The organism is Streptomyces sp. NPDC001407, from assembly GCF_042895325.1.
Lineage (GTDB): Bacteria > Actinomycetota > Actinomycetes > Streptomycetales > Streptomycetaceae > Streptomyces.
In genome coordinates this window covers 695,708-708,102 of record NZ_JBIAWF010000001.1, presented here as the reverse complement: position 1 = coordinate 708,102, position 12,395 = coordinate 695,708, and the positions used below count along the sequence as shown (strand labels likewise).

Genomic DNA, 12,395 nt, shown 5'->3' with positions numbered 1-12,395 from the left:
CAAATGAGTGCGGGCGGCACCGGATGAGCGGTCACGAAGCGTCTGGGTCGCAGCCCCCAAGGGGCAATCCATCCAGGGAACATCCAAAGAAGCGGACCGCGCCGTCGGAGCAGCTGCCGCGGCCTGGCCCGTCAACCCTCAACTTCTACGCCGGGGCAGCGTGGTTTCCGGCGGGACGGAGCGATCGTGGCGCGCAGCAATGCGGCTCCCACCACCCTCACCAACCACCAGGAGCTGATCTCCTGGGTCGACGAGATCGCCGCCCTCACGGAGCCGGACCGGGTGGTCTGGTGCGACGGTTCCGAAGCCGAGTACGAGCGCCTGTGCGAGGAGCTCGTCGCCAAGGGCACGTTCAGGAAGCTTGACCCGGTCAAGCGCCCCAACTCGTACTACGCCGCCTCCGACCCCAGCGACGTGGCCCGCGTCGAGGACCGCACGTTCATCTGCTCCGAGAAGGAGGAGGACGCCGGCCCGACCAACCACTGGAAGGCCCCCGCCGAGATGCGGGAGATCTTCGCCGGTGAGCAGGGCATCTTCCGGGGCTCGATGCGCGGCCGCACGATGTACGTCGTGCCGTTCTGCATGGGCCCGCTCGGCTCGCCGCTGTCCGCGATCGGCGTCGAGATCACCGACTCCGCCTACGTCGCCGTGTCGATGCGCACCATGACCCGCATGGGCCAGGCCGTGCTCGACGAGCTCGGCACCGACGGCTTCTTCGTCAAGGCCGTCCACACGCTCGGTGCCCCGCTCGCCGAGGGTGAGGCCGACGTGCCGTGGCCGTGCAACACCACGAAGTACATCTCGCACTTCCCCGAGGACCGCGAGATCTGGTCCTTCGGCTCCGGCTACGGCGGCAACGCCCTGCTGGGCAAGAAGTGTTACGCCCTGCGCATCGCCTCCGTCATGGCGCGCGACGAGGGCTGGCTGGCCGAGCACATGCTCATCCTCAAGCTGACCCCGCCGCAGGGCGAGTCGAAGTACGTCGCCGCCGCCTTCCCCTCGGCCTGCGGCAAGACCAACCTCGCCATGCTGGAGCCCACCGTCTCCGGCTGGACGGTGGAGACCATCGGCGACGACATCGCCTGGATGCGCTTCGGTGACGACGGCCGCCTCTACGCCATCAACCCCGAGGCCGGATTCTTCGGCGTCGCGCCCGGCACCGGCGAGCACACCAACGCCAACGCCATGAAGACCATGTGGGGCAACTCCGTCTTCACCAACGTCGCCCTCACCGACGACAACGACGTCTGGTGGGAGGGCATGACCGAGGAGCAGCCCGCGCACCTCACCGACTGGAAGGGCAACGACTGGACCCCGGCCTCCGGGACCCCGGCCGCCCACCCCAACGCCCGCTTCACCGTGCCCGCCTCGCAGTGCCCGATCATCGCGCCCGAGTGGGAGGACCCCAAGGGCGTCCCGATCTCCGCGATCCTCTTCGGCGGCCGCCGCGCCTCGGCCGTCCCGCTGGTCACCGAGTCCTTCGACTGGCAGCACGGCGTCTTCCTCGGGGCCAACGTCGCCTCCGAGAAGACCGCCGCCGCCGAGGGCAAGGTCGGCGAGCTGCGCCGCGACCCCTTCGCCATGCTCCCCTTCTGCGGGTACAACATGGGCGACTACATGGGCCACTGGCTCGAGGTCGGCCGGGACGCCGCGCGGAAGGGTGCCGCCGCCAAGCTGCCGAAGATCTACTACGTGAACTGGTTCCGCAGGGACGCGGAGGGCCGGTTCGTGTGGCCGGGCTTCGGCGAGAACAGCCGGGTCCTGAAGTGGATCGTCGAGCGCCTGGACGGCACGGCCGAGGGCGTCGAGACGCCGATCGGCATCCTGCCGACGAAGTCCGCGCTGGACACCGCCGGTCTCGACCTCGACGACGCCGACCTGGACTTCCTGCTCAGCGTCGACAAGGACGTCTGGCGTGAGGAGGCGTCCCTGATCCCCGAGCACCTCAACACCTTCGGTGACCACACCCCGAAGGAGCTGTGGGACGAGTACCGCGCCCTGGTCAAGCGCCTGGGCTGATGTCCCGCCCGCCCCGGGCTTCCGGGGCGGGCCACCGCCACCATGCGGCCCCCCTCACCGCACATCTGACAGACCGCCAGAAGATCAGTGTCCCCTGCATGCTGTTACATTTCCGGTAAGCGTGTCCGGAAATAAGGCCAATGGCACGCACGTCTGCCTGTGGGGGGCTTTTTCGTCATGTCGCTTTTCAGACGCTCCACCTCCGTCCCGCTCGTCCTGGCGCTCGGCGCCGCCGCGCTCACCCTGGCCGCACCCGCGCAGGCCGACCCGGGCCCCGCCGCCGACACGGTGACGAAGCTGCCGGTCAGGTCGTACGGCCAGATGGTGGTCGACGAGGCCAACCAGCACGTCTTCATCACGGAGAGCAGCAACTCCGGCACCGCCGCCGAGAAGCTGCTCGTCTACAACTTCCGGGGCGAGCTGGTCAAGACGCTGGACGACGTCGCGTCGGCCACCGGGATGACGCTCGGCGCGGACGGGCGGAGCCTGTACGTCGCCGTGTACGGCGGGGTCTACGAGTACGACACCGCGACGCTCACCAAGAAGATCAAGAACTACTTCCCGTGGGCGGGCTGCGACCGGCAGATCGCCCTGTCCGGCGACAAGCTCTGGTACACCCAGCAGCACTCTTCCGGCCAGAGCTGCGCCGACGGCGACTTCGAGCTGTGGAACGTCAAGGGGCCGGCGGACAACGAGACCCACGAGCGGGACTTCAAGTACGCCATCAACGGCCCCATGCGCATCGCCACTTCGCCCAAGCTGCCCGGCAAGATGGTCCTGGGCACGGACGCCACCCGCGCCAACCCCAACCCGGCGCTCTACCTCCTCGACGTCTCCGGCGAGAAGATCAAGATCGAGCGTCAGCGGTTCTTCGCGCTGGGCTCCTCCGCCGCGGGACTCGACCTCAAGGACATGGCGTTCACCCCCGACGGCACCCGGCTGGCGGTCGCCGATGCCAAGGGCGGGCACCGCCTGCTGAACACCTCCGACCTCTCCGACGCCGCGCCCGGCTACCAGCCCGCCGACGGGGCGGTGCCCACCGCGGTGGCCTTCAGCGGTGACGGCGCGTACGTCGCCCGCGGCGCGGCCACCCCCGGCGGCGGTGCCGACCTCCTCGTGCAGAACGCCGACCCCGCCACCGGCACCCAGCAGCGCGCCTTCGCCTTCGACGGCACCGACCAGGGCGACGAGGTGGCCCAGCGCGGCCTCGCGTGGGGCGAGGGCGGTCGCACGCTCTTCGCCGTCACGACCGACGCCGGACACCGCGGCTACTGGCTGCGCGTCCTGCACGACCCGCAGCCGATGCGCGACGCACGTTTCGCCGGTGAGCTCGCGACCGGCACCCAGAAGCCCGTCGTCGGCGCCCAGTTGAAGATCAACGGCCGGCTGGAGCGGGACGGAGCCGCGCCCGTGAAGGTCACCGCCGTGCGCGAGGACGCCGACGGCAAGCACACGCTGGCCCCGGCGACGGTCGCGGAGGACGGCACGTTCACCGTCGAGGACACGCCCTCCCGCGTCGGCAGCGCCACGTACACCGTCTCCTTCGCGGGTGACGCCGCGCACCGGCCCGCCAAGGACGCCACTCTCACCGTCGAGGTGGCCAAGGCGGGCACGGCCGTCACCCTCGCCGCGCCCGAGCGCTCCCGCATCGGCCACACGCTGGACTTCACCGGGAAGCTGACGTCGAACGGCGCGCGGATCCCGGACGGGCAGCTCGTGACCGTGGTCCGCGAGACGCCGCTCGGCACGAAGATGCTGGGCACGGCGCCGGTCGCCGCCGACGGCACGTTCCACGTCGTCGACACGCCCTGGACGGCAGGTTCCACGACGTACACCGTCACCTGGAACGGCGGCGGTTCGCACGAGGGCTCCTCGGCGTCGGCCACCGTGAAGGTCGGCCTCCGCGGCTGACCGGGCGGAGCCGTACGGCCCACTCGCCTCGGGGGCGGGTGGGCCGTACGCCATCGGGGCCGCGTCAACCGCCAGATGACGCCATGTCACTCTTGCTGCCATGACCGACGACATACGCGACAAGGGCCTGCCGCAGCGCCTGTTGATCGCCGAGCGCGACGCCTTCATCCCGCTCCTGCGCCGTACCGCGCCGGATGCCTTCGAGCTCCGCACCGCGGGCTGCCCGGACTGGACCGTGCGGCAGGTGCTCGCGCACTGCCAGGCCGCGCTCGCCCGCATCATCGAGGACAGGCTGGAGCCCGGCGTGTTCTCGCCCGCCTCCAACGCCGCCGACGTGGCGGAGCGCGACGCGTGGCCGCTGGAACGGCTGGTGGACGAGCTCGAATCCGCCATGACCGAGGCCGGACCCGTGATCGCCGCACACGAGAACCGGAGGCTCGGCCTCGTCGCCCTCGGGGAGTGGGTGCACGCGGGAGACGTCCGCGACACCCTCGGGGAACCGGGCGCGTACGCCGCCTCCGACGACGCGGTGTTCGGCCTGCTCGCCTTCGCCACCCGCGTCCGCGAGGCCCCCTCGGTGCACGCCGAGCTGACCGACCGGGCGGAGCCGCTCGTCCTCGGCGCACCGGATCCACAGCGGGCACCCGCCCGGCTCGTCACCGACGTACCGACCCTGATCCGTCTCTACGCGGGACGGCCCCTGAACGGCGCGCACTTCGAACTGACCGGAGCGCAGCCGGAAGAGCTGAATATTTTCTGACCCGGGCGCGCGACGGCTGAGATCATGAGCGCATGAGTCTCGTCCTGTATCGCGTCTGCGCCCTTGCCACGCTCGTCGCCGGAGTGGTCCTTGGCCTCTGGATCGTCTTCGGCGAACCGCACGAGTGGGAGGGCAGCTTGAAGTTGCTGCGCTTCGGCCTGGGGCTGGCGGTGCTGGGCATGATAAGCGGCAGCGCGAAGCTGATGTTCCCGAGCGCCTCCGAGGAGCGCTGACTCCCGCACCCGGCGGGGTCGTTCACCCCGCGTCCGCGATGCCCAGCGCTGCCGCGTGGGCGCGCAGGCGCTCGGCCGCCAGTTCCGTGCCCGGGGCGTCCGCGCGGGACGTCGCCACGACCAGGGCCTGCCCGGCGAGGGTGTGGGCGCGCTGGTGGAGGGCGGCCACCCGGGACGGCGCGGCGCCGCCCGCCGTCGGGGTCGCCCGCAGCGGCGCGCGGCCGGCGCTCAGGGCCGTGATCCGGTCGGCCAGGCGCTGCGCCGCCTCGTCCAGCCCGGGCGAGGGGGTGAGCGCGCGGAGCTCGTCCGTCACGGTGAGGAGCGCGGTCAGGTGGCCCGCGAGCCTGATGTCCAGCTCCTCCTCGCGGGAGCGCCGCGGCGCGCGGGTCCTTCGGCACGGCTCGGCCATCGTGTGGACCGACTTCGTGCGGATCGGTTCGTACATGGATGGCCTCCTGCGTTCGCTGAGAAGGCCATCCTAACTTAGACGGCGTCTAAAGTTGTTTCGCTTACAGATCCAGTGTGGACTATGGCTGGCTGTAACCGTCCAGGAAGGTCCCGATCCGGGTCACGGCGTCCGCCAGGTCCGTGGCGTTCGGCAGGGTGACCAGGCGGAAGTGGTCCGGCTCCGGCCAGTTGAAGCCCGTGCCGTGCACCACCATGATCTTCTCGGCCCGCAGCAGGTCCAGCACCATCTGCCGGTCGTCCTTGATCTTGTAGACCTTCGGGTCGAGCCGCGGGAACGCGTACAGCGCGCCCTTCGGCTTCACGCACGTCACACCCGGGATCTGCGTCAGCAGGTCGTGGGCGACGTCGCGCTGCTCCAGCAGCCGGCCGCCCGGCAGCACCAGGTCCTTGATGGTCTGCCGCCCGCCGAGCGCCGTGGCCACGGCGTACTGCGCGGGCATGTTGGCGCACAGTCGCATGTTGGCCAGGATCGTCAGGCCCTCGATATAGCTCTCGGCGTGCGCCTTCGGGCCGCAGACCGCCAGCCAGCCGCTGCGGTAGCCCGCGACGCGGTACGCCTTGGAGAGGCCGTTGAAGGTGAGCGTCAGCAGGTCCGGCGCGATGGCGGCGGTCGGGGTGTGCGTCACGCCGTCGTAGAGGATCTTGTCGTAGATCTCGTCGGAGCAGACGATCAGATTGTGGCGGCGGGCGATCTCCGTCAGCCCGCGCAGCATCTCGTCGTCGTAGACCGCACCTGTGGGGTTGTTGGGGTTGATGATGACGATGGCCTTGGTGCGGTCGGTGACCTTGCGCTCGATGTCGGCGAGATCGGGCATCCAGTCCGACTGCTCGTCGCAGCGGTAGTGCACGGCCGTGCCGCCGGCCAGCGAGACCGACGCCGTCCACAGCGGATAGTCCGGGGCCGGCACGAGCACCTCGTCGCCGTCGTCGAGCAGCGCCTGCATCGACATCTGGATCAGCTCCGAGACGCCGTTGCCGAGATAGACGTCCTCGACGGACAGCTCGACGCCCTTGGTCTCGTAGTGCTGCACCACCGCGCGCCGCGCGGACAGCAGGCCCTTCGCGTCGCCGTAACCGTGCGCGTCGCCGACGTTGCGCAGCATGTCCTCGAGGATCTCGGGCGGGCACTCGAAGCCGAAGATCGCGGGGTTGCCGGTGTTGAGCTTGAGGATGCGGTGACCTGCCGCTTCCAGCCGCATTGCCTCCTCGAGCACCGGGCCACGGATTTCGTAGCAGACGTTGGCGAGCTTCGTTGACTGGATCACCTGCATGACGGCCACCTTACGGGGGCGTAAACGGGGTCGCGCGCGCTTTAACGCCGCCCGGGTCCGCCCCGGGCGGCCCCGCCGCGCCCTGGATCACGCGACCGGCGTGCGCCGGACCGTGCGCCCCGCGATCACATCCGTGCGCCTGCCGTCTTCCATTACAAAGCGCCCGTCAATCAGGACAAAAGGAATGCCGGTCGGAAGCGTCCTCGGGGCTTCGAAAGTGGCGCCGGCGGAGATCGCCCCCGGATCGAAGAGGACGAGGTCCGCGCGGTATCCCTCCCGCACGAGCCCCCTGTCGGGCAGCCTCAACCGCGCCGCCGGGCGCGACGTGAGATGCGCCACGCACTCCTCCAGCGACAGCACCCCGAGCTCGCGCACGTAGTGGCCGAGGTAGTGCGGGAACGTCCCGTACGCCCGCGGATGCGGCTTGCTGCCGTGCAGGATCCCGTCGCTGCCCGCCGTGTGCACGCGGTGCCGCATGATCGCCCGGACGTTCTCCTCGTGCCCCACGTGCTGGAGGATCGTCGGCCCCAGCCGGTCGGCGATCAGCAGCCGGCGCGCCGTCGTCCACGGCTCCTCACCGCGCAGCCGGGCCGTGGCGGCGACGGTGTGGCCGACGTGGTCGCCCAGCGCCGGATCCGTGACCCCGGAGATCTCGACGCTGTCCCAGTCGATCGGGACGCCATGGCAGCCGTCCGCGCCCACGGCCTCCATCGCATGCCGGATCCGCTCGGCGGCCGCGTCGTCCCGCAGCCGCGCGAGCGTCGCCTCCGGGCCGCCCTCGCTCGCCCAGCTCGGCAGCATCGCGGCGAGCGTGGTGCAGCCGGGGGTGTACGGATAGGTGTCCAGCGTGATGTCCGCGCCCTCGGCGAGCGCCTTGTCGAGGAGGGCCAACAGCTCGGGCGCGCGGCCCTTGTTGACCTCGAAGTTCATGGCGGCGTGCGCCAGGTGCAGCGCGCATCCCACGTCCCGCGTGAGGGTGATCATCTCCTCGTACGCGGCGAGGGCGCCCGCGCCGTACGAGCGGTGGTGGGGGCAGTAGTAGCCGCCGTACGCGGCCACGACCCGGCACAGCTCGGTCAGTTCTGCGTCGGTCGCATACATTCCGGGTGTATAGGTGAGCCCGGAGGAAAGCCCCACCGCACCCTGCTCCAGCCCTTCCGCCACGAGCCGCTTCATCCGCTCGGTCTCGGCGGGAGAGGCCGGACGGTCCTCCCAGCCGACCGCCATCGCGCGGACCGTGCCCTGGGGCACGAGGTAGGCGGCGTTGACGGCCGTGCCCTGGCGGTCGAGGCGGTCGAGGTATTCGCCCACTGTGCGCCAGTCGAAGTCGATGCCGTCCCCGTCACCGTTCCACCCGGTGATCTGCGTGCGGACCTCCGCGAGCGTGCGGTCGTCGACGGGCGCGTACGAGAGGCCGTCCTGCCCTATGACTTCGAGGGTGACGCCCTGCGCGGCCTTCGCGGTGTGCGCGGGGTCCTGGAGCAGGGCGAGGTCGGAGTGGGCGTGCATGTCGATGAACCCGGGCGCCAGCGCGAGGCCGTCGACGTCGAGGGTGCGGGGGGAAGTGGGGCGGTGGGGTTTTCCCTCGGGGTGGATTTCCTTGATGCGGCCTTCGGAGAGGGTGATGTCGGCTTTGTAGGCGGGGGTTCCTGTGCCGTCGATGATGGCGGCGTTCTGGATGAGGAGGTCCATGGGATACGCCTTTCGTTGTGGCGGGGGGGTTTGTTCCCCCGGCCGGTGCCTGCGGCGCTTTGTTCCCCAATCCCGCCCCTTCCCGAAACTGGGGCTTCGCCCCAGACCCCTGACCGCGCTTCGCGCGGTGTCCTCAAACGCCGGACGGGCTGAATTGGCTGATGTGGGTGCGCAATTTCAGCCCGTCCGGCGTTTGAGGACGAGCGCCGCAGGCGCTGTGCGTCAGCCGACGGACCCGCACATCGGGGTCTGGGGCAGCGCCCCAGTTTCGGGAAGGGGCGGGGTTGGGGAGAGAAAAGCCCGCCGCAGGCGTCCTCCACCGCTCAGAAGAACGTGCGGACGTAATCCGTCACCACTCCCGACTCCGCCGCCAACGGAATGAGCTGCCACTTGTCGAAAACCGTGCAGGGATGCGAAAGACCGAGCCCCACCCAGTCACCGACCTCCAGCTCCGCCCCCTCCGGCAGGGAGACGAAAGCGTGCTGGTCGGCGAGCCCCACCACGGTCATGCCGGTCGCGGGGCGCAGTGAGCCGTCGCGGGCGGAGCGGACGACCTGGGGCTGGGGCAGGTCGAGGTCGTACGCCGCGTCGCGCTTACCCGCGTTGAGGTAGGCGCGGCCCGGCTCGGGGCGGGAGACGACCTGGGCCCAGAGGCGGAAGGCGGGGCGCAGGGTGCCCTCTTGGGGGTGGCGGTTGAACGGCGTCTTGCGGCGGTACGAGCCGTCGTCGTGCGTGACGTACGCCCCGGAGCGCAGCAGCTTCAACACCGGTGCGGACAGCGGCGGGAGCTCGCCGAAGACCTCGGCCACCGCGTCGAACCACGCGCTGCCGCCGGCGCTGACGACGATCTCCTCCACGCCCGCGAACCGGCCCGCCTTGTCGAACTCCACCGCCATCGCGGTCATCCGCCGCAGCCAGGCGCGTACGAGGTCGCCGTCGGCGTCCGGGATCTCCGCCTCGTAGCCCGCGACGCCCACCAGGCGCAGCGTTTCCGTGGCCGCCACGGCGTCGGCGACGGCGGTGCCGTCGGCCTCGGTGCGGATGCCCGTACGGCCGCCCTCGGCGCCCAGTTCGACGACGACGTCCAGGCGGCGGGTCGCGCCGGCCGCGCGCAGGGCGGCGTCCATCAGCTCGACGCCGCGTACGGAGTCGACGTACGTGACCAGGCGGAAGTCCGGGTCGGCGGCGAGCTCGGCGGCCAGCCAGCGCAGGGCTGCCGCGTCCACGACCTCGTTGGCGAGGAAGACGCGCTGGATGCCGAAGGCGCGGTACACACGCACCTGGGTGGGCACGGCGGCCGTGATCCCCCAGGCGCCGTGCTCCAGCTGGCGCTCCAGCAGCTGCGGGGCGAGAGAGGTCTTGCCGTGGGGCGCGAAGGCGAGGCCGTGCTCGGCGGACCAGCGCTCCATGAGCGCGAGGTTGTGGTCGAGCGCCTCGGCGGAGAGGGCGAGCACGGGCGTGGTGAAGCCACCGGTGAACAGCGAACGGCGCTCCGCCGCCAGTTCGCCGACCGTCAGGCCCTCGGCGTCCGGCGGCAGGCCCTTGAATCGGTGGTCGACGCGCTCCTCGGCCAGGCGGGCGAGGGCGTCTCCGGCGGCGGCCATGGAGCCTCCAGGCTGTGATGACGGCATTGCAGTATGTGCAACTTCCATTGCGTATAACGCTTGCCGCTGTCTAACATCCCGGCAAGCGCCGGGTCAACGGTTCGCCGGGCCCCCGGGGAGACCGTGACACAGTGCGCACAAACACGGATCGAGGGGGATCGTGTGACTGCCGACTTCGCGGAACCGGACGTGGTCTGCCTCGGTGAGTCCATGGTCACCTTCCACCCCACGCGGCCCGGCCGCCTCGCCGACGTACCGGCCTTCGAACGCGGCATCGGCGGCGCCGAGTCGAACGTCGCCTGCGCCCTCGCCGCCGCCGGACACCGCGCACGATGGGTCGGCCGGGTCGGCACGGACGGCTTCGGGGATCACGTGGTGGAGGCGATCGCCGCGTACGGCGTCGACGTCACCCGCGTCCAGCGCGATCCCCAGCGGCCGACCGGCGTCTACTTCCGTACGGCGGGCGAGCGGGCGGTGGACGGGCTGCCCGGGGCGGGCGCGTCGGAGGTGGTCTACTACCGGGCCGGGTCCGCCGCTTCGGCGATGTCCCCGGCATCGGTACCGGCCGCGGACGTGTGGTCCGGACGGATCCTTCATCTGTCCGGGATCACGGCCGCGCTGTCCGCGGACTGCCTCGCCCTCATGCGCGAGCTCACAGGGCGGCGGGACGGCCGGCCGCCGGTGTCCTTCGACGTGAACTACCGCGCGGGACTGTGGAAGACACCGGCCGGCGGGGTGCTCGCCGAGCTCGCCCGGGGCTCCGACGTCGTCTTCGTCGGGGAGGACGAGGCAGAGGCGGTGTGGGGCCTGAAGGGGCCCGACGCGGTGCGCGCCTTTCTGCCGGAACCGTCGGTCCTGGTGGTGAAGCGAGGAGCCGGTGCGGCGGTGGCGTACGCGTCCCTTCGCCGCACCGACGGCACGTCGCCCGGACCCACCGACCACGTCGTCAGCGTGCCCGCCCTGCGCGTCGATGTCGTCACACCCGTCGGCGCGGGCGACGCCTTCGCCGCGGGCTTCCTCTCCGGCACGCTGCGCGGGCTGACCCTGGAAGCACGCGTCCGGTACGCGCACCTGACGGCCGCCGCCGCGCTGACCGTCCCCGGTGACCTCGGTGTGCCGCCGGGGCGCGCGTACGCCGACCGCCTCGTCGCCCTCGACGACGCCGGATGGGGAAGACTGCGACTCGGCCCCGGCTGGACCGGCCGGAGCGTCAGCGTGGAAGAAGGCACCGCCGTATGAGCCAGACCGTCGACCGCGCCCTCACGATCCTGCCGCTGCTCGCCGAGGGCCCCGCCAACCTCGAACAGGTCGCGCGGCGGCTGGACGTCCACAAGTCGACCGCCCTGCGGCTGCTGCGCACCCTGCACGAGCACGGGTTCGTCTACCGCCAGCAGGACCAGCGGTACCGCCTCGGCGCCCGCCTCTTCGCCCTCGCCCAGCAGGCCGTGGAGAGCCTCGACGTACGCGAGATCGCCCACCCGCACCTCGTCGCCCTCAACGAGCGCTGCGGCCACACGGTGCACCTCGCCGTCCTGGAGGACAACGAGGTCCTCTACATCGACAAGGTCGAGAGCCGGTACCCCGTACGGATGTACTCCCGCGTCGGCAAGCCCGTCGCGATCACCGTCGCCGCCGTCGCCAAGCTGCTCCTCGCCGACCTGCCGGAACCGGAGCGCCGCGCTGTCGTCGAGCGGCTCGACTACCCCGCGTACACCGCCCGTTCGACGCCGAACGCGGCCGCCTACCTCAAGGAACTCGCGACCGTGCGCGCGCAGGGGTGGGCCACCGACCTCGGCGGCCACGAGGAGTCCATCAACTGCGTCGGGGCGCCGGTCCGGGGCACCGACGGCCGGGTGGTCGCCGCGTGCTCGATCTCCGCTCCCAACGTCGTCGTATCCGCCGAGGAACTCCTCGGCCTGCTCCCGCTGTTGCGCCGCGCCGCCGACGCGATCAGCGCGGAGTTCTCCGGAAACACCACACCCAAGGAGAAGACATGACCGAGAAGCTCGAGAAGACAGCGATCACCCCTGCCGGGCACAGCGCGCCGCCCGCGAAGTTCTCGCACGGCGTGAAGAAGGGCAACATCCTCCAGGTCGCCGGCCAGGTCGGCTTCCTGCCCGCCGCGGAGGGCGAGGAGCCGGTGCCGGCGGGTCCGACGCTGCGCGAGCAGACGCTCCAGACTCTGGCCAATGTGAAGGCGATCCTGGAGGCGGGCGGGGCGGCGTGGGAGGACGTCCTCATGCTTCGCGTCTACCTGACGGATCCGGGGCAGTTCGACGAGATGAACGCGATCTACAACGAGTACTTCGCCGATCTGAAGTCCGTGCCGTCGGCTCGTACGACGGTGTACGTCGGTCTGCCGGGCGATCTCCTGATCGAGATGGACGCGCTGGCGGTTCTGGGCTGAGGGGTTCGGGGCGTCGGGGGTGGGGGTGCG

General features: G+C 71.1%; 11 protein-coding genes. 7 read left to right on the top strand and 4 right to left on the bottom strand.

What is annotated here, in order from left to right; genetic code table 11:
* Window positions 1–186: 186 nt before the first annotated feature.
* The 4 genes from ACFY1P_RS03340 (at window position 187) to ACFY1P_RS03325 (ending at window position 4,923) form a co-directional block, all read left to right on the top strand.
* The gene (locus tag ACFY1P_RS03340) at window positions 187–2,019 is read left to right on the top strand and encodes a phosphoenolpyruvate carboxykinase (GTP) (RefSeq protein WP_390749520.1); all 1,833 of its coding nucleotides are present in this window, start codon (window positions 187–189) and stop codon (window positions 2,017–2,019) included.
* Between the two features lie 177 nt (window positions 2,020–2,196).
* Window positions 2,197–3,930: an Ig-like domain repeat protein gene (locus tag ACFY1P_RS03335; RefSeq protein WP_390749519.1), complete on the top strand. Its 1,734-nt coding sequence runs from the start codon at window positions 2,197–2,199 to the stop codon at window positions 3,928–3,930.
* A 100-nt stretch (window positions 3,931–4,030) separates the two neighbouring features.
* Complete coding sequence (locus ACFY1P_RS03330) at window positions 4,031–4,690, top strand: maleylpyruvate isomerase family mycothiol-dependent enzyme (RefSeq protein ID WP_390749518.1); 660 nt, start codon at window positions 4,031–4,033, stop codon at window positions 4,688–4,690.
* Window positions 4,691–4,722: 32 nt separating this feature from the next.
* Window positions 4,723–4,923, top strand: coding sequence for a hypothetical protein (locus ACFY1P_RS03325; protein WP_361523062.1), 201 nt, complete (start codon window positions 4,723–4,725; stop codon window positions 4,921–4,923).
* Window positions 4,924–4,945: 22 nt separating this feature from the next.
* Here ACFY1P_RS03325 and ACFY1P_RS03320 read toward each other — a convergent pair whose 3' ends face one another.
* The 4 genes from ACFY1P_RS03320 to ACFY1P_RS03305 form a co-directional block, all read right to left on the bottom strand.
* Complete coding sequence (locus ACFY1P_RS03320) at window positions 4,946–5,368, bottom strand: hypothetical protein (protein ID WP_361523064.1); 423 nt, start codon at window positions 5,366–5,368, stop codon at window positions 4,946–4,948.
* Between the two features lie 82 nt (window positions 5,369–5,450).
* Window positions 5,451–6,662 (bottom strand): pyridoxal phosphate-dependent aminotransferase, encoded by a 1,212-nt coding sequence (locus ACFY1P_RS03315; protein ID WP_361523067.1) that lies wholly within the window; start codon window positions 6,660–6,662, stop codon window positions 5,451–5,453.
* Window positions 6,663–6,749: 87 nt separating this feature from the next.
* The gene (locus ACFY1P_RS03310; protein ID WP_390749517.1) at window positions 6,750–8,354 is read right to left on the bottom strand and encodes an amidohydrolase family protein; all 1,605 of its coding nucleotides are present in this window, start codon (window positions 8,352–8,354) and stop codon (window positions 6,750–6,752) included.
* 323 nt (window positions 8,355–8,677) lie between these two features.
* Window positions 8,678–9,958 carry an alanine racemase gene (locus ACFY1P_RS03305; RefSeq protein ID WP_390749516.1) on the bottom strand — a complete coding sequence of 427 codons (1,281 nt, stop codon included), beginning with the start codon at window positions 9,956–9,958 and terminating at the stop codon, window positions 8,678–8,680.
* Window positions 9,959–10,120: 162 nt separating this feature from the next.
* Between ACFY1P_RS03305 and ACFY1P_RS03300 the strand changes: the two genes are divergently transcribed.
* From ACFY1P_RS03300 to ACFY1P_RS03290, 3 genes are read left to right on the top strand one after another with little or no spacing between them, the layout of a single operon-like run.
* Window positions 10,121–11,197, top strand: coding sequence for a sugar kinase (locus ACFY1P_RS03300; RefSeq protein ID WP_361523077.1), 1,077 nt, complete (start codon window positions 10,121–10,123; stop codon window positions 11,195–11,197).
* A complete protein-coding gene (locus tag ACFY1P_RS03295) occupies window positions 11,194–11,955 on the top strand; it encodes an IclR family transcriptional regulator (protein WP_361523080.1) in 762 nt (253 codons plus the stop codon). Before ACFY1P_RS03300 ends, ACFY1P_RS03295 begins: the two co-directional genes overlap by 4 nt.
* Window positions 11,952–12,365 (top strand): RidA family protein, encoded by a 414-nt coding sequence (locus tag ACFY1P_RS03290; RefSeq protein ID WP_390749515.1) that lies wholly within the window; start codon window positions 11,952–11,954, stop codon window positions 12,363–12,365. The genes ACFY1P_RS03295 and ACFY1P_RS03290 overlap by 4 nt, the downstream gene beginning before the upstream one ends.
* Window positions 12,366–12,395: the final 30 nt, after the last annotated feature.